The 15,792-nt window shown below is 71.6% G+C and carries 16 protein-coding genes and 1 pseudogene; 10 read left to right on the forward strand and 7 right to left on the reverse strand.

Features of this window, described 5'->3' with window-relative positions; all coding sequences use genetic code 11:
* Nucleotides 1-296 precede the first annotated feature (296 nt).
* Nucleotides 297-536, reverse strand: a pseudogene (locus tag ACQEXA_RS09870) (WhiB family transcriptional regulator); the annotation flags it as partial.
* A 259-nt stretch (nt 537-795) separates the two neighbouring features.
* Between ACQEXA_RS09870 and ACQEXA_RS09875 the strand changes: the two are divergent.
* Complete coding sequence (locus ACQEXA_RS09875) at nt 796-1,587, forward strand: VOC family protein (RefSeq protein WP_432935230.1); 792 nt, start codon at nt 796-798, stop codon at nt 1,585-1,587.
* A 129-nt stretch (nt 1,588-1,716) separates the two neighbouring features.
* Here the strand turns inward: ACQEXA_RS09875 and ACQEXA_RS09880 are convergent, their stop codons facing one another.
* The 3 genes from ACQEXA_RS09880 to ligD form a co-directional block, all read right to left on the reverse strand.
* Complete coding sequence (locus ACQEXA_RS09880; protein WP_433129439.1) at nt 1,717-2,772, reverse strand: LacI family DNA-binding transcriptional regulator; 1,056 nt, start codon at nt 2,770-2,772, stop codon at nt 1,717-1,719.
* 116 nt (nt 2,773-2,888) lie between these two features.
* Nucleotides 2,889-3,830, reverse strand: coding sequence for a multicopper oxidase domain-containing protein (locus ACQEXA_RS09885; RefSeq protein ID WP_433129441.1), 942 nt, complete (start codon nt 3,828-3,830; stop codon nt 2,889-2,891).
* A gap of 252 nt (nt 3,831-4,082) precedes the next feature.
* Nucleotides 4,083-5,129: a non-homologous end-joining DNA ligase gene (gene ligD / locus ACQEXA_RS09890; RefSeq protein WP_432935227.1), complete on the reverse strand. Its 1,047-nt coding sequence runs from the start codon at nt 5,127-5,129 to the stop codon at nt 4,083-4,085.
* A 75-nt stretch (nt 5,130-5,204) separates the two neighbouring features.
* Between ligD and ACQEXA_RS09895 the strand changes: the two genes are divergently transcribed.
* Complete coding sequence (locus ACQEXA_RS09895; protein WP_433129443.1) at nt 5,205-6,275, forward strand: ATP-dependent DNA ligase; 1,071 nt, start codon at nt 5,205-5,207, stop codon at nt 6,273-6,275.
* 160 nt (nt 6,276-6,435) lie between these two features.
* Entirely contained in the window at nt 6,436-7,449 is a 1,014-nt protein-coding gene (locus tag ACQEXA_RS09900; RefSeq protein ID WP_432935225.1) for a DUF3048 domain-containing protein, read from the forward strand.
* A 129-nt stretch (nt 7,450-7,578) separates the two neighbouring features.
* Here the strand turns inward: ACQEXA_RS09900 and ACQEXA_RS09905 are convergent, their stop codons facing one another.
* The 3 genes from ACQEXA_RS09905 to ACQEXA_RS09915 all read right to left on the reverse strand — a co-directional run bounded on the left by ACQEXA_RS09905 (nt 7,579) and on the right by ACQEXA_RS09915 (nt 9,370).
* A complete protein-coding gene (locus tag ACQEXA_RS09905) occupies nt 7,579-7,911 on the reverse strand; it encodes a hypothetical protein (protein ID WP_359399491.1) in 333 nt (110 codons plus the stop codon).
* A gap of 140 nt (nt 7,912-8,051) precedes the next feature.
* On the reverse strand, nt 8,052-8,810 hold the full coding sequence (locus ACQEXA_RS09910) for an IclR family transcriptional regulator (protein ID WP_433129444.1): 759 nt from the start codon (nt 8,808-8,810) through the stop codon (nt 8,052-8,054).
* Between the two features lie 92 nt (nt 8,811-8,902).
* The gene (locus ACQEXA_RS09915; RefSeq protein WP_432935223.1) at nt 8,903-9,370 is read right to left on the reverse strand and encodes a MarR family winged helix-turn-helix transcriptional regulator; all 468 of its coding nucleotides are present in this window, start codon (nt 9,368-9,370) and stop codon (nt 8,903-8,905) included.
* Between the two features lie 208 nt (nt 9,371-9,578).
* Here ACQEXA_RS09915 and ACQEXA_RS09920 point away from each other — a divergent pair, with 208 nt between their 5' ends.
* The 7 genes from ACQEXA_RS09920 to ACQEXA_RS09950 all read left to right on the forward strand — a co-directional run bounded on the left by ACQEXA_RS09920 (nt 9,579) and on the right by ACQEXA_RS09950 (nt 15,790).
* Complete coding sequence (locus ACQEXA_RS09920; RefSeq protein WP_432935222.1) at nt 9,579-10,361, forward strand: CoA transferase subunit A; 783 nt, start codon at nt 9,579-9,581, stop codon at nt 10,359-10,361.
* The gene (locus ACQEXA_RS09925) at nt 10,361-11,005 is read left to right on the forward strand and encodes a CoA transferase subunit B (RefSeq protein ID WP_432935221.1); all 645 of its coding nucleotides are present in this window, start codon (nt 10,361-10,363) and stop codon (nt 11,003-11,005) included. Before ACQEXA_RS09920 ends, ACQEXA_RS09925 begins: the two co-directional genes overlap by 1 nt.
* Before the next feature lie 56 nt (nt 11,006-11,061).
* Nucleotides 11,062-11,835: a protocatechuate 3,4-dioxygenase subunit beta gene (gene pcaH, locus ACQEXA_RS09930; RefSeq protein WP_433129446.1), complete on the forward strand. Its 774-nt coding sequence runs from the start codon at nt 11,062-11,064 to the stop codon at nt 11,833-11,835.
* A gap of 6 nt (nt 11,836-11,841) precedes the next feature.
* A complete protein-coding gene (gene pcaG / locus ACQEXA_RS09935; RefSeq protein ID WP_432935219.1) occupies nt 11,842-12,447 on the forward strand; it encodes a protocatechuate 3,4-dioxygenase subunit alpha in 606 nt (201 codons plus the stop codon).
* The gene (gene pcaB, locus ACQEXA_RS09940) at nt 12,444-13,811 is read left to right on the forward strand and encodes a 3-carboxy-cis,cis-muconate cycloisomerase (RefSeq protein WP_432935218.1); all 1,368 of its coding nucleotides are present in this window, start codon (nt 12,444-12,446) and stop codon (nt 13,809-13,811) included. The genes pcaG and pcaB overlap by 4 nt, the downstream gene beginning before the upstream one ends.
* On the forward strand, nt 13,808-14,935 hold the full coding sequence (gene pcaD / locus ACQEXA_RS09945; protein ID WP_433129448.1) for a 3-oxoadipate enol-lactonase: 1,128 nt from the start codon (nt 13,808-13,810) through the stop codon (nt 14,933-14,935). The genes pcaB and pcaD overlap by 4 nt, the downstream gene beginning before the upstream one ends.
* A 63-nt stretch (nt 14,936-14,998) precedes the next feature.
* A complete protein-coding gene (locus tag ACQEXA_RS09950) occupies nt 14,999-15,790 on the forward strand; it encodes an SDR family NAD(P)-dependent oxidoreductase (RefSeq protein ID WP_432935216.1) in 792 nt (263 codons plus the stop codon).
* Nucleotides 15,791-15,792 lie beyond the last annotated feature (2 nt).

A 15,792-nucleotide genomic window follows, 5' to 3' on the forward strand; every position in this document is an offset into this window, starting at 1 on the left:
TGCCCAGACCTGCCCTAGGCCGCCTCGTAGTGGTGCGCGTCCGCGCCTCGCCATTTCACCCACGCCGGGTCGTCGAGCACGTCCTCGTCATCGGGCAGGCCCGCCCGCCCGAGGAACTCGATCAGATCTTCGTCGGAGAACGCGATCCCCAGACTCTCCCCGCGCGTGGTCACCCGGCGACCGCCGGTGCCCGACGGCGGGTGAACGGTGACAGGAGCCCGTCCGGACATGTCTCCAGCATCGTCCTGTGCGCCCCATGGCGCATCCGGACGGGCCGTTCCGTCTCTTCCGTGCTCGTCCGAGCGCCGTAGCTGCATCCGCTCCTTCTCGGACAGCCCGCCCCAGACGCCGAACCGCTCGTCGTGGGCGAGCGCGTATTCGAGGCATGTGGAGCGGATCTCGCACAACCCGCAGATCCGCTTCGCCTCGCGCACCGAGCTGCCCGGCTCGGGAAAGAAGAAATCGGCCCCCGTCTGCGCACACAGCGCCTGGTCCTGCCAGGCGATGTCGGACGCAGTGATTGCTTCGATGTGCATGGCCTGAGCGTGCCGCGCGGCGACAAACGTTCGATCAACGCGGGATCAACGGCCCCTCCGGGGGCCCCGCCGTACAGCGCTCGATGATGTCGCTGCGGCGGGGGCGGCGCACGGCGGCGCGCGGAGAAACATGCGGGAAAAGCACCACCATAGCGGTCGCCACCCGCGCCCGGGCGCGTCCCGTCACTCTCGCAGCGAGTGTCGGTGGGCGGTGCAAGACTCGGCAGTGCAGACAACGGGAACCCTTGAAGGGGGAGTCATGCTCACCACCCGTTTCGTCAACGGCGCCCCGAACTGGCTGGATGTCGGCACCCCCGACATCGACGGGGCCATTTCCTTCTACGGCGGTCTCTTCGGCTGGCAGTTCCAGTCGGCGGGGCCGGACGCCGGGGGCTACGGCTTCTTCCAGCTCGCCGGCAGGACCGCCGCCGGCGGTATGCAGACCACGCCCGAGCAGGGCCCGCCGTCCTGGTCCGTCTACTTCCAGAGCCCTGACGCGGAGGCCACCGCGAAGGCGGCCGAGCAGGCGGGCGGCAGTGTGCTCGTGCGGCCCATGGACGTCATGGGCCAGGGCCACATGGCCATCCTCGCCGACACGGCCGGCGCGCCCTTCGGCATCTGGCAGCCGGGCCTGACCAAGGGCCTCGACGTGGCCGGCGATCCGGGCTCGCTGTGCTGGGCCGAGCTGTACACCCCGGACGTCGCCCGCGCCGCCGCGTTCTACAACCAGGTGCTCGGCTGGGAGGTCGAGGGCGTGCCCTTCCCCGGCGGCACGTACACATGCATCAGCCCCGAGGGCGGCGGCCCGGACGCCATGTTCGGCGGGCTGGTCTCGACCGCCGACGATCCCACGGAAGCGGAGTCGGGCCCGCACTGGTTGGCGTACTTCGAGGTGACGGACACGGACGCCTCGGTGAGCAGCGCTCAGGAGCTCGGCGGCACCGTCCGGATGCCCGCCACGGACGTGGCGGGTGTGGGCCGCATCGCGCGGCTCGCCGATCCGTACGGGGCACGGTTCGCGCTCATCAAGAGTGCACCGCAGCAGTCCTAGCGGGGCCGGCGCCGTAGGGGCGGCGCAGGGGCGCGGAACCGGGAATCCGGTCCTCGCCCTTGGTGCCGCCCACGGCGCCGGACCGGCCAGCTGACGGACCGGCGCTTTCGCACGTCAGCCCTCCTGCGGCTACGCGGAGGCCCGCCGCACCAAGGTCGTCGGCAGCACCACGCTGGACGGCACACCGCTCATACCGGACCCGCCGTCCGCGTCGGGCGGGGCGCCCCGCCGGTCGAGGGAGCGCACCAGCAGCCGGGCCATCAGACGGCCCATCTCCTCGATGTCCTGACGGATCGTCGTCAGCGGCGGGTCGGTCTGCTCGGCGACCGGCAGCATGTCGTCGAAGCCGATGACGGCGACATCCTCCGGCACCCGGCGTCCCTGCGCACGCAGCACCCGCAGGGCGCCGGAGGCGGAAAGGTCGTTGGCGGCGAAGAGCGCGTCCAGATCGGGGCACCGCTCCAGCAGCTCCCGCATCGCGCGTTCGCCGCCGGCCGGGGTGAAGTCTCCTTCGGCGACGATCCCCGGATCGGCATCGACCATGACGTCCCGGAACCCGTCGAGCCGGTCAACGGCGGAGGTCTGGTCCAGCGCGCCGGTGATGTGCGCGATGCGGCGGCGGCCGAGCCCCACGAGGTGGCGTACGGCCTCACGGGCCCCGCCACGGTTGTCGCTGTCCACATAGACCGTGCTCCGGGTGCCCTCGCGCCATCCGGGCCGCCCGCCGAACACGGTCGGCACCCCGGCCCGCTGGACCAGTTCCGGCAGCGGATCGTCGAGGTGCAGGGAGAAGACGAGGGCGCCGTCGACATGCCCGCCTGCGAGGTAGCGGCCGACCCGGGCGTGGTCGGCGCGGCCCTCCGTCAGGAGCAGCACGAGCTGGGAGTCATGGGCCGTCAACTCCTTGCTGATGCCTCGCAGTTGCAGGGCGAAGAAGGGGTCGGCGAAGACCCGGGTCTCCGGCTCGGCGATCACCACGGCGACGGCGTCGTGCCGCCTGGTCACCAGGCTGCGCGCGGCCTGGTTGGGCACATACCCGAGTTCCTCGACGGCACGGCGCACCCGCTCGATGAGAGGCTCGCGTACTCCGTCGCCACCGTTGACGACCCTGGACGCGGTGGCCCGCGAGACCCCGGCCCGGGCAGCGACGGCCTCCAGCGTGGGACGCGGAGCGCTCTCGGTCACTTCGGGACTCCTCCTCGGCGGGTGCCGATCAGGATAGCCCGGGCAGTCCAGGGGGCTGAGAGCGCTCACCGGCCGAGAGGGAGCCGCTCACGCGGCGGTGCTCGAGGCGCCGGCGACTAGTGCTGGTGCGGTTCGTACCTGGGGACACTCCCGTCCGGTTCCCGCACGATGAACAACCCGGCCATGCCGTGGTCGGCGTGCCGCTGTACATGGCAGTGGTACATCCATGCGCCCGGTCCGCTGCCCTCGCCCGCGATCACCTGGAAGCCGAAGGAGTCCCCGGGTCCCACGATCCGGTTGTCGATGATCTGACTCGGGTCGTCGGGTCCGGTGAGGAGGCCCGTACGGTTGTGCGCCCAGCGGTGACCGTGCAGATGGAACGTGTGGTAGAGGTCGCCATGCGTGATCATCACGAACTCCACGCGCTCCCCGACGGTCGCCAACAGGTCGGGGCCGGCATGCTCCATCTGATTGATCATCATTTCGTTGAAGACGATGGTGTGGATCCTGTCGGGGAGGAGATCACCCTCGCGACGTACGATCACCGGTCCGTACAGGCCCTTGCGAATGCCCAGCGTGCCGTGGTCCGTGCCGACCACGTGGTCGTGGTAGTGCCAGTAACCGGCGCTGCCCTCCCGCCAGGTGCCGTCCTCGCGACGGCCGGGGCGGTGGGTGCGCCAGGTGTAGGTGCGCTTGCCACCCGGCTTCACACTGCTCCTGGTGGTCTTCGTGCCGTCCTCGAAGATGTCGTAGTCCAGACCGTGCACATGCAGGCTCGCCTCGACGTCCATCGTGTTCTCGAACTCGATGTGCAGCGTGTCGCCCTCGTTGATCTCGATCAACGGCCCCGGGACGGTCGCACGGCCCCTCGCCAGGCCGTAGCCCATCCCGCCGCCCTTGAGCTTCTCGGCGAACATCTTGATGTACCGGACGCCACCGCCGTCGCGCGCGGTCATCGCCCGCTTGACGGTACCGACGGCCTTGGGGCCCAGCGAGAACGTCGTCGCCACGGTCGCACTGCCCAGCAGCATCCGCCGATTGAAGCTGCGTCTGTCCATACCGGGGTTCCCCTCCTGCACGGAATTCACGGAGACGAGCCGCCAGGACGAACAGGAAGGACAGTAGCGGCACCCGGTGATTTTATGCATGTGAAGGATAAATCATCGGTATCTCGGTCATATCGGCGCGTTAAGGGCTCCGCTGTCGGGTGATCCGCCGTCAGCAAGGAGCGGCATGGCGTGCGGTATCCCGGCGACGCCGCGTCAGGGGCCGGGGCGTCCGCCGGGTCGGGGATGGGTGGCGTCCAGTGGTCAGAGGGCGGGGGGTGTCTCGGGGCTGCCCTGCGTGCCTTCTTTGCGGGCCCGGCTGGGCTGCACCCGTTTGGGCTCGCCCGGCATCTTCGGGTACTCGGGCGGATAGGGCAGGTCCCCGAGGCCGTGGTCGTGCTCGTCGCGGCGGGCCAGTTCGAGGAGCGCCTCGAGGGAGAAGGCGTGGTCGTCCATGTCCGCGTGGACGTCACCCAGTTCGGCGAACCGGCCGGGCATGGTGGCCAGGTCGAAGTCGTTCGGCGCCACGTCGTCGACCTCGTCCCAGCGCAGCGGCGCGGACACCGGGGCGTTCGGCCTGGGGCGGACGGAGTAGGCGGAGGCGATGGTGCGGTCGCGCGCCGTCTGGTTGTAGTCGACGAAGATCTTCTCGCCGCGCTCCTCCTTCCACCACGCGATGGTCACCTGCTCGGGCATCCGCCGCTCCAGTTCGCGTCCGACGGCGATCGCGGCCCGGCGCACCTGGGTGAAGGTCCAGTGCGGCTGAAGGGGCACGAAGACGTGCAGCCCCCGGCCGCCGGAGGTCTTGGGCCAGCCCCGCAGTCCGCCGAACTCGTCGAGCACGGCGCGCAGTTCGTGTGCGGCGCGTACCGCGTCGGCGAAGTCGGTGCCGGGCTGCGGGTCGAGGTCGATACGGAGTTCGTCCGGGTGGTCGACGTCGCCCTGGCGCACCGGCCACGGATGGAACGTCAGTGTCCCAAACTGCGCGGCCCAGACGACGGCGGCGACCTCGGTGGGGCACATCTCGTCGGCGCTGCGGCCACTCGGGAAGGTGATGTGGGCGGTGGGGATCCAGGCGGGCATGTGTTTGGGCGCCCGCTTCTGGAAGAAGGACTCGCCCGTCACGCCGTCCGGGTAGCGCTCCAGGGTGGTGGGCCGATGGCGCAGGGCGCGCAGGATGCCGGGGCCCACGGCCATGTAGTACTGCGCGAGGTCTAGCTTGGTGAAGCCGCGCTCCGGAAAGAAGACCTTGTCCGGGCTGGACAGCCGAACCGCCCTGCCCCCCACCTCGAGCTCCACCGCATCACCCATGGGAGCCACGGTAGGCGCAGCGACCCCGCCCTGCACACTGGGCGAACCGCACCATGTGGCAGCAGAATCGGAGGCATGGATCTGCCGGTGATGCCACCTGTCAAACCGATGCTCGCCAAGTCCGCGGCGACGATCCCCCCGGACATGCAGTACGAGGCGAAGTGGGACGGGTTCCGGGCGATCGTGTTCCGCGACGGCCCCGAGGTCGAGCTCGGCAGCCGTACCGGAAAGCCCTTGACCAGGTACTTCCCCGAACTGGTCGAGGTGCTGCGGGAGCGGCTGCCCGAGCGCTGTGTGATGGACGGCGAGATCGTGATCGCACGCGAGGGGCACCTCGACTTCGACGCGCTGACCGAGCGGATCCATCCGGCCGACTCCCGGGTGCGGATGCTCGCGGAGAAGACCCCGGCCTCCTTCGTGGCGTTCGATCTGCTGGCGCTGAACGACTCCTCGTTGCTCGGCGTGCCGCTGAGCGACCGGCGCCCCCTGCTGGAGAGGGCGCTGTCCGGGGTGACGCCGCCCGTGCACCTCGCGCCGGCGACGACGGACCGCGCGGTGGCGGAGCAGTGGTTCCAGCAGTACGAGGGCGCGGGCCTGGACGGAGTGATCGCAAAGCCGCTCACCCTGCCCTACCGGCCGGACGAACGTGTGATGTTCAAGGTCAAGCACGAGCGCACGGCCGACGTGGTGGTCGCGGGCTACCGCTTCCACAAGAGCGGCCCTGTCGTCGGTTCGCTGCTGCTCGGCCTCCACGACGACCAGGGCACCCTCCAGCATGTGGGGGTGTCCGCCGCGTTTCCCATGAAGCGGCGCGCGGAGCTGGTGCAGGAGCTGGAGCCGTTGCGGATGGACGATGTCTCGGGGCATCCGTGGGCGGCCTGGTCGGACGAGGTGGCGCACGAGACGGCCCGGTTGCCGGGCGCCCCCAGCCGCTGGTCGGGCAAGAAGGACCTGTCCTGGGTGCCGCTGCGGCCCGAGCGGGTGGCGGAGGTGGCGTACGACCACATGGAGAACGGCGTGCGCTTCCGGCACACCGCGCGATTCCGCCGCTGGCGCCCCGACCGCACTCCCGAGAGCTGTACGTACACGCAGTTGGAGGAACCGGTGCGCTACGACCTCGCGGAAATCCTCGGCACCCCTCGCTGACGCTCTCCGCCCGGCCGTTCCTCGCCCGAGCGGTCATCCACGCCGCAGTTCTTCGGTGTCCTCTCGCCGTTCCGTCCCCGAGGCGTACGCTGCACGCGCCCCTCCGCACGATCGGTGCAGAACGGGTATGAGCACTATTGAACTTATAAACGCATAATCGATGCACAGGCTTTCGTGGGCGGTGGGCATGCGGCGGACAGCGCGGACACGGCACGGCGTGGCGGCGGTACTGCTGACGGTCGCCATAACGGGCTCCCTCCTGACGGCGTGCGATTCGGGAGGCGGCAAGGGCGGAAGCGCCGAGAGCGAGCCCCCGCAGGGGCAGCACCAGCAGGGCGGCGGCCGGACCCCCGCGGGACCTGAGGGCCCGGTGCTGGCCGTGAAGATCGACAATGTGTCCGCGGCCCGGCCGCAGACGGGCCTGGACCAGGCGGATCTCGTCTACGCGGAGCAGGTCGAGGGCGGTCTCAGCCGGCTGATGGCGGTGTTCGCGACCAAGCTGCCGACGGTGGTCGGCCCGGTGCGCAGCGCACGCGAGTCGGACCTGGAACTGCTGGGGCAGTTCCACGACCCGACGCTCGCGTTCTCCGGTGCGCAGCACAAGCTCCTTCCCCTCATCGACAAGGCACCGCTGAACCCCGAGCCGCCCGACAAGAACTCGAGTGCCTACTTCCGGGACAACGGCAAGGCGGCACCGCACAACCTCTATCTGCGGCCGCAGAAGCTGATGGGGACCGCACCGGGCGCCGCCGCTCTGACGACCGGGTTCCACTTCGGTGCCGCACCGTCCGGCGGAACTCCGGTGACCAGCCGCACGGTCCGCTTCCCCTCCGCCCGCTTCACGTTCACCTGGTCCGAGCAGCTGCACCGCTGGCTGGTGGCGATGGACGGGACGCCGACGGTCACGGCGGACGGCAAGCGGGTGGCTCCGGCGACGGTGGTGGTGCAGTACGTGCGGGTGCGTGAATCCCAGTTCCACGACGTGCTCGGCAACTACTCGCCGTACTCGCAGACCGTGGGCTCGGGGAAGGCCCAAGTGCTGCGCGACGGGCGGGTGTTCGACGCCGACTGGAAGCGGCCGTCCGCGCCGGAGGGCACCCGGTTCACGACGGCGGACGGCAAGCCGGTGAACTTCGCGCAGGGCCAGGTCTGGGTGGTGCTCGCGGCGGAGTGAGCCGATGTCCGGACGACCGGACCGGGCCGGCCGGGACCACACCGTCGAGTCACGGCGACCGGGCCCCGCACGGCCGGACCGCGGCGACCCGCCAGTGACCCTCGTCCACCACCGCCGAACCGAGCGGTCCTACGCCCGGCGCCCCACGCGGCGTTCGAGCGCCGTGCCCGCGTCGGCGCGGGCGGCGGCGAGCCCCTCGCGGGCCTCCTCGGCAGAGTCGAATCCCAGGGCGGCCGCGATCGCCTCCCAGGCGACGCCGCCCTCGAGCAACGCCTCCACGGCCGCACCGACGGCGACCACCGTCTCCCGGCGGGCCCGGTCGAGTTCGGCGAGCGTACGCAGCAGGTCCGGTGCCGTCGCGGCGTCCGCGAGCCCGCCCTGCGCCGCGTGCCGTGCCTGGTCGGCCGTGACCCACCAGTCCGCTGCGGTGTGCGGGGAACGGGTGACGACGGTGCGGTCCACGGTGGTGCCGCCTTCCTTCCGGGGTACGCATACAGCGCCTGCCGAGGCCCCCCAAGTCTAGGTCGGCGATCCGCCCAGTGACGCTTCCGGTCCGCTGAACGGACCAACGGAAGGGTCCGCGCCCGTCGCTCAAGTCCCGGTCACCCTTCGAAGGGCAGCCCGACCCGCACCAGCTCACGCGCCGCCGCGGTCAGTCCGTCCGCGAAGCGCCGTATGCGCTCGTCGGTGAACCGGGTGCTCGGCCCGCCGAAGGAGAGAGCCGCGGTCACCGCTCCGGCGCGCCCCCTCACCGGCACGGCCACCGCCGACAGCCCCTCCTCGCGTTCTCCGTGACTGGTGGCGTAGCCGAGCGTCCGCGCCTCCTCGATCCAGGCGCGCAACGTGTCCAGATGGGCTGCCCCGTACGGCGAGGACTCCGCGACGCGGCGCAGCAGGGCCTCCGGGGCGTCCAGCAGCAGCGCCCTGGAGACGCCGCCCGCCCACAGCGGAAGCTCGTCCCCGACCCGTACGACCTGCCGCAGGGACTGGGGCCCCTCCTCCTGCGCGATGCAGACCCGGCGGATGTCGCGGCGGACGTACAGATGCACCGTCTCCCGGTGCTCCGCGGCCAGTTCACGCAGTATCACCGCCGCCGCAGGTGGCAGTCGCCAGGCCTGTTCGGCGAGCCGGGCCCAGCGCAGCAGGGCGGGGCCCGCGATATGGCGGCCGTGTTCGTCGACCCAGAGCAGACCGTTGAGCCGGAGGGTGCCCAGCAGGCGCAGCACGGTCGTCTTGGGCAGACCGGACGCGGCGACGATCTCGCGGATGGACAGCGCGGGGCGGCTCTCGTCGAGGAGACCCAGGATGTCGATCGCCCGCTGGACGGTGCGCATGCCCGCGGGTTCGGCCTCGGCTGCCATCGCTGATCCTCTCCGCCCTGGACCGCGGCACGGCCCGGCTGACGCCCTCGCATCTGCACAGTACTGCGAGCGGGTCCGCTGGGCGGACCTCCTCAGGCCTGGGTGGCCGGGAGGGGAGGCGCCGGGTTGCGCAGGCTCTCGGCGGCCTCCGAGACCCGCCGGATGAGGTCGAAGAACTGGGTCTGCTCCTCGGCGGACAGCGGAGCCAGGAAGACCTGGTTCATCCGGGCCGTGCGCACCGTCAGCCTGCGGTGCGTGCGCAGTCCCTCGTCCGTGAGGCGCAGCAGGAAGCGACGGCCGTCCTGCGCGTCGCGGACCTTGTCGAGGAGGCCCCGGCGGCCGAGCCGGCTGATCACCTCGGCGATGGTGGACCGGTCGAGGCCCACCCGCTCCCCCACGGTGCGCTGGTCGAGCCCGGGCTCGGCGACGAGCGCGTTGAGGACCGCGAACTGCGGCGAGGTGATCTCCTCCGAGACCATCGTGTTCCACAGCAGGTAGTGCGCCTGCTGCAACCGCCGGGCCAGGTGCCCCGGGTGCGTCGAGAGGTCCACGGCGGCCATGTGCGCTCCCTGGTCATTTTTGTAGGTGCACTGAACGATACCGTCAAGGACACGACTCTCCATGAACGACGCTCCCGCCGGAACGTCGGGAAACATGGGGCCTTGACGCCTCAGCTCGACAGTGGCAGCGTGAAAGCAACCTCGCGGAAATACTCAGTACCCTGATTAATTGCTGATCGGGACGCCACGAAGAGATGGGGCTTCACGGATGGACAAGGTGGTCGCCTCTGCCCTGGAGGCGGTGACCGATGTGCCGGACGGCGCATCGCTGGCGGTCGGCGGGTTCGGATTGAGCGGTGTGCCGAACGTGCTGATCGAGGCGCTCTTCGAGCGGGGGGTCGCCGGGCTGAGCGTGGTGTCGAACAACTGCGGGGCGATGGAGTCGGGGCTCGCGGTGCTGCTGGCGGCGGGCCGGATCGCCCGGGTGACCGGTTCCTACATCGGGGCCAACAAGGAGTTCGCCCGTCAGTACCTGGCCGGGGAGCTGGAGGTCGAGATGATCCCGCAGGGCACGCTGGCCGAAAGGCTGCGGGCCGGCGGCGCCGGAATCCCCGCTTTCTACACCCCCGCCGGGGTCGGCACCCAGGTCGCCGACGGCGGGCTGCCCTGGCGCTACGACGGTTCGGGCGGGGTGGCACTGGCGTCTCCGGCCAAGGAGGTCCGCGCGTTCGACGGAGTGGACCACGTGCTGGAGCGCGGCATCCGCACCGACTTCGCCCTGGTCCGTGCCGCGCGGGGCGACCGGCACGGCAACCTCGTGTTCAACAAGTCCGCCCACAACTTCAACCCCCTGGCGGCCATGGCCGGCAAGGTCACCGTCGCCGAGGTCGAGGAACTCGTGGAGCCCGGCGCGATCGACCCGGACGCGGTGCATCTGCCGGGCATCTTCGTACAGCGGGTGGTGGCCCTCACCCCGGAGCAGGCCGCCGACAAGAGGATCGAGCAGCGCACGGTGTCCGCGCCTTCGGCGCCCGGGACGGTGCGCGGCTGATGGCCTGGACGCGCGAACAGATGGCCGCCCGGGCCGCACGCGAGCTGAAGGACGGCCAGTACGTCAATCTCGGCATCGGGCTGCCGACGCTGATCCCCAACCACCTTCCCGACGACGTCGAGGTCGTCCTCGAATCCGAGAACGGCATCCTGGGCACCGGCCCCTATCCCACCGACGACCTGGTCGACCCCGACCTGATCAACGCCGGGAAGGAGACCGTGACGGTCCTGCCCGGTGCCTCCTTCTTCGATTCGGCGCTGTCCTTCTCGATGATCCGCGGCGGTCACATCGACGTCGCCGTCCTGGGCGCCATGCAGGTCTCCGCGAAGGGCGACCTGGCCAACTGGGCCGTCCCCGGCAGGATGATCACGGGGATCGGCGGGGCGATGGACCTGGTGCACGGCGCCCGGACCGTCATCGTCGTCATGAACCACACCGCCAAGGACGGTTCACCGAAGATCCTCGAGGAGTGCGCGCTGCCGCTGACCGGCAGGGCCTGCGTGGACCGGATCATCACCGACCTCGGCGTCCTCGACGTGACCGACGCCGGGCTGGTCCTCGTGGAGACCGCACCCCAGGTGGCGGTCGAGGAGATCATCGCCAGGACCGACGCCGCCCTGACCGTCGCCAAGGGCCTCGAGTGAACACGTCCGTGCATCAGCGTGGGCCCGTGCCCCGCCCCCGAACGCTAGGAACCCCCATGGCTCTCACCCAGCACGACATAGACCTGGAGATCGCGGCCGAACACGCCGCCTACGAGAAGCGGGTCGCCGACGGCGCGCCCCTCGAGCACCACCCGCGCCGGGACTACGCCCCCTACCGTTCCTCCATGCTGCGCCACCCCAAGCAGCCGCCGATCGCCGTCGACGTCACCAAGGACCCGGAACTGGTCGAGCTGTCCTCACCGGCCTTCGGCGAGCGCGACATCACCGAGATCGACAACGACCTCACCAGGCACCACCGGGGAGAGCCGATCGGTGAGCGGATCACCGTCTCCGGGCGCCTGCTCGACCGGGACGGGCGTCCGGTGCGCGGCCAGCTCGTCGAGATCTGGCAGGCCAACTCGGCCGGCCGCTACGCCCACCAGCGAGAGCAGCACGACGCACCGCTGGACCCCAACTTCACCGGTGTGGGCCGCACGCTCTCCGACGCCGACGGCTTCTACCGCTTCACCACCGTCCAGCCGGGCCCGTACCCGTGGCGCAATCACGTGGGCGCCTGGCGCCCGGCCCACATCCACTTCTCGGTCTTCGGAACGGCGTTCGCCCAGCGGCTGGTGACACAGATGTACTTCCCGAACGACCCGCTCTTCCCGTACGACCCGATCCTCCAGTCCGTGACGGACGACGCCGCCCGGCAGCGCCTGGTCGCCACCTACGACCACAGTCTGTCCGTGCCGGAGTTCTCGCTGGGTTACCACTGGGACATCGTGCTCGACGGCCCGAACGCCACCTGGATCGAAGAAGGACGCTGAGCCACCATGACGAAGATCGACACAAGCAGCCCCGAGAGCGTGCTGCCGACACCGTCGCACACCGTCGGCCCCTTCTACGGCTACGCCCTGCCCTTCCCGGGTGGCGCCGACATCGCCCCGCTCGGGCACCGGGACCAGATCACCCTTCACGGGCACGTGTACGACGGCGAGGGCGAGCCTCTGCCCGACGCCTTCCTCGAGCTGTGGGGCCCCGACCCGGACGGCAACGTGCCGCAGGTGGACGGCTCGATCCGGCGCGATCCCGCCACCGGCGGCTATCTGGGCCGCAACGGCGTGGAGTTCACCGGCTGGGGGCGCGTCCAGACGGACGCCAACGGCCACTGGTACGCCCGTACGCTGCGGCCCGGAGCGCGCGGGCTGAGCGCGCCGTACATCAGCGTCTGCGTCTTCGCCCGGGGCCTGCTCATGCACCTGTTCACCCGGATCTACCTGCCGGTCGACGAGGCGGCGCTCGCCGCCGATCCGCTGCTGGGACGGCTGGAGGAGGACCGCCGCGACACGCTGATCGCCGTGGCCGAGGACAACGGCACCCACCGGTTCGACATCCGCCTTCAGGGTAAGGGCGAGACGGTCTTCCTGGAGTTCCAGTGACGCCGGGGCCCTTCGGCCGGGAGGTGCCCCCGGCAGAGCCCGACGCCGGTCTGCTCGCCCCCGGGTGGACCGACTCCCCTGCCGCGTCCGCGACGAGCGACCTCGCCTATCTGCGGGCGATGCTCGATGCCGAAGCCGCGCTGACCCGGGCCCAGGCCGCGCTGGACCTGGCCCCGCGGGCTGCCGCGACGGTGGTGACCGAGGCGGCCCGTGCGGACCGTTTCGACGTTCGCTCCCTCGCCCGGCGTGCCCGCGGAGGCGGGAATCCGGTCATCCCCCTGGTCGCCGATCTGACCGAGGCGGTCGGCGCGGAGTACGGACCGTACGTCCACCGGGGCGCGACCAGCCAGGACATCATGGACACAGCGACGATACTGGTCGCCGTGCGCACCCTCGACCTGGTGCTGTCCGACCTGGAACGTACGCAGCGGGCGCTGGCCCGGCTCGCCGCGGACCACCGGGACACCGTCATGCCCGGACGGACGCTCACCCAGCACGCGGTGCCCACCACGTTCGGGCTGAAGGCGGTGGGCTGGCGGGCGCTGGTGCTCGACGCACGGGACCGCGTACGGACCGTACGGGAGCAACTGCCCGCGCAACTGGGCGGCGCGGCAGGCACCTTGGCGGCATTCACCGTGTACGGCGCCCGCGACCCCCGGGCGCTCACCGCCGCCTACGCGCGGGAACTGGGTCTCGCTGAACCGGAGTTGCCCTGGCACACCCTGCGCACCCCGATCGCCGACCTCGCGGGCGGACTCGCCTTCACCGCCGGAGCGCTGGGCAAGATGGCCGTGGACGTGCTGACGCTCTCCCGTACCGAGGTCGCCGAGGTCGCCGAGGTCGCCGAAGGCGCCGGCGGCGGCTCCTCCGCGATGCCGCACAAGGCGAACCCCGTGCGGGCGACGCTGATCGCGGCGGCCGCCCGGCGGGCCCCGCAACTCGCCGCCACGCTGTACGGATCCCTGGCCGCGGAGGACGAACGCCCCGCCGGGGCCTGGCACGCCGAGTGGGAGCCGCTGCGCGATCTGCTGCGGCTGGCCGGCGGCGCCGCGCGCGACGCCGTGGAACTGGCCGAGGGGCTGCGCGTGGACACGGACGCCATGCGCGCACACCTCGGCCTCACCCACGGGCTGATCGTCTCCGAGCGGCTGGCGGCCGAGCTGGCCCCGGTGGTGGGCCGCGCCCATGCCAAGGAACTGCTCACCGAGGCCGCCCGGCGCGCCCGCACCGAGGGCCGCCAACTCGCCGAAATCCTCGCCGAGGAACCGGAGTTGAAGGACCTCGACGTGGAGGTCCTGACCGATCCGGCCCGTTACACCGGGGCCGCCCCGGCCCTCACCGACCGTGCCCTGGAGCGCTCGTGACCACCAAGCTGCCGTACCACCACGCCGAGGGCGCGCCCACCGCTGCCCCGCTGCTCCTCGGACCGTCCCTCGGCACCTCCTGTGCCCTGTGGGACAAGGTCGCGCCCGAGTTGTCGGCCGACCACCGGGTGGTCCGCTGGGACCTGCCGGGCCACGGCGGTTCCGCCCCGGACCTCATCGGCCCGGGCGCCACCGTCGCCGATCTGGCCGGGCTGGTGCTGGCACTCGCCGACGCGCTCGGCGTGGACCGCTTCGCGTACGCCGGGGTGTCGCTCGGCGGAGCGGTGGGGCTGCATCTCGCCGTGCACCACCCCGAGCGGATCTCCTCGCTCGCCGTCGTCTGCTCCTCCGCGCACTTCAACGGCGCGGGTCCGTGGCAGGAACGGGCCGCGCTGGTCCGCCGGGAGGGGATGGCGCCGGTGGCGGCGACCGCCGACGCACGCTGGTTCACGGCCGGGTTCACGGTGCCCCGGCTCGTCCAGGACCACCGGGAGGCGGACCCCGCCGCGTACGCCGCCTGCTGCGACGCGCTCGCCGCGTTCGACATCCGTGACCGGCTGCCGTCGATCACCGTGCCGACGCTGCTGATCGCGGGCCGCGAGGACCCGGCGACTCCCCCGGCGCATCTGCGGGAGATCGCGGACGCGGTGCCCGGCTCGGCCCTGGTGGAGATCCCGGGCGCCTCGCACCTGGCGCCGGCGCAGTGCCCGGAAGCCGTCCTCACGGCCCTGCGGGCGCACTTCTCCGGCGCTCCCCGGCGGGGCATGGCGGTGCGCCGCGAGGTCCTCGGCGACGCGCATGTGGACCGGGCGCAGACGCGCCAGACCCCCTTCACCGCCCGGTTCCAGGACTTCATCTCGCGCTACGCCTGGGGCGAGATCTGGACCGACCCCACGCTGTCCCGCCGCGAGCGCAGCATGATCACACTGACGGCGCTCGTCGCGCACGGCCATCACGACGAGCTGGCCCTGCACGTCCGGGCGGCCAGACGCAACGGGCTCACTCCCGAGGAGATCGGCGCGGTGCTGCTGCATACGGCGGTGTACTGCGGCGTCCCGGCGGCGAACTCCGCCTTCGCGGTGGCGCAGCAGGTGCTCGCCGAGGAGGAAACCGCCCAAGGGTGACCCTGCTGGTCGTAGCTTCAGCAGCACTCCCATACCGCCCGGGCGCGTGCCTAGGGTGGGGGCATGTCGACTGTTCTGATCACCGGCGCCACCTCCGGTCTCGGCCGCTACATCGCCTTCGAGCTGGGCCGCTCGGGACACCTGGTCCTCGCCCACGGGCGCGATGCGGGCCGCACCGACCAACTCGTCGCGGAGCTGGGCACCGAGGGCGAGGCCGAGGGGTTCGTCGCCGATCTGGCCTCGCTCGCCCAGGTGCGGCGGCTCGGCGAGGAGGTCGCCGCCGCACATCCCCGCCTCGACGTCCTGATCAACAACGCGGGTGTGGGCGGTGGTCCGCGCGGGTCCGGCCGTGAGGTCAGCGCCGACGGGCACGAGCTCCGGCTCGCGGTCAACTATCTGGCGCCGGTCGCCCTCACCCGCGCCCTGCTGCCACAGCTGAAGGCGGGCGCTCCCGCCCGGATCGTCAACGTCGGCTCGGCGGGCCAGGAGCCCCTGGACTTCGACGACCCGGAGCTGACACGCGGCTACGGCGGCATGTCCGCGTACTGCCGCAGCAAGTTCGCTCTCGCGGCGCACACCTTCGCGCTGGCCGAGGAGCTCGGGGACAGCGGTGTCTCCGTGAACGTGCTGCACCCCGCCACCTACATGGACACCGCCATGGTCCGCGAGGGCGGCATCGCCCCGTGGAACACGGTGGCCGACGGCGCGCCCGGCGTGCTGGCCCTGGCGACCCGGGACCTGGGCACCGGCGGCTACTTCGACGGCACCCGTCCGGCACGGGCGCACGAGCAGGCGTACGACCGGGAGGTGCAGCGGCGGCTGGCGGCGGTCACCGGCCAACTGCTCGCGCTGTAACG

The sequence above is a fragment of the Streptomyces sp. CA-106110 genome, from assembly GCF_050936285.1.
Taxonomy (GTDB): domain Bacteria; phylum Actinomycetota; class Actinomycetes; order Streptomycetales; family Streptomycetaceae; genus Streptomyces.

What these genes read in the sequence shown, in the direction of transcription:
- ACQEXA_RS09925 (WP_432935221.1), top strand. Translation starts at nt 10,361, where the DNA reads ATGGCCTGGACGCGCGAACAGATGGCCGCCCGGGCCGCACGCGAGCTG.
- ACQEXA_RS09875 (WP_432935230.1), top strand. Translation starts at nt 796, where the DNA reads ATGCTCACCACCCGTTTCGTCAACGGCGCCCCGAACTGGCTGGATGTC.
- ACQEXA_RS09885 (WP_433129441.1), bottom strand. Translation starts at nt 3,830, where the DNA reads ATGGACAGACGCAGCTTCAATCGGCGGATGCTGCTGGGCAGTGCGACC.
- ACQEXA_RS09950 (WP_432935216.1), top strand. Translation starts at nt 14,999, where the DNA reads ATGTCGACTGTTCTGATCACCGGCGCCACCTCCGGTCTCGGCCGCTAC.
- ACQEXA_RS09895 (WP_433129443.1), top strand. Translation starts at nt 5,205, where the DNA reads ATGGATCTGCCGGTGATGCCACCTGTCAAACCGATGCTCGCCAAGTCC.
- ACQEXA_RS09920 (WP_432935222.1), top strand. Translation starts at nt 9,579, where the DNA reads ATGGACAAGGTGGTCGCCTCTGCCCTGGAGGCGGTGACCGATGTGCCG.
- ACQEXA_RS09900 (WP_432935225.1), top strand. Translation starts at nt 6,436, where the DNA reads ATGCACAGGCTTTCGTGGGCGGTGGGCATGCGGCGGACAGCGCGGACA.
- pcaH (WP_433129446.1), top strand. Translation starts at nt 11,062, where the DNA reads ATGGCTCTCACCCAGCACGACATAGACCTGGAGATCGCGGCCGAACAC.
- pcaG (WP_432935219.1), top strand. Translation starts at nt 11,842, where the DNA reads ATGACGAAGATCGACACAAGCAGCCCCGAGAGCGTGCTGCCGACACCG.
- ACQEXA_RS09910 (WP_433129444.1), bottom strand. Translation starts at nt 8,810, where the DNA reads ATGGCAGCCGAGGCCGAACCCGCGGGCATGCGCACCGTCCAGCGGGCG.
- ACQEXA_RS09915 (WP_432935223.1), bottom strand. Translation starts at nt 9,370, where the DNA reads ATGGCCGCCGTGGACCTCTCGACGCACCCGGGGCACCTGGCCCGGCGG.
- ligD (WP_432935227.1), bottom strand. Translation starts at nt 5,129, where the DNA reads ATGGGTGATGCGGTGGAGCTCGAGGTGGGGGGCAGGGCGGTTCGGCTG.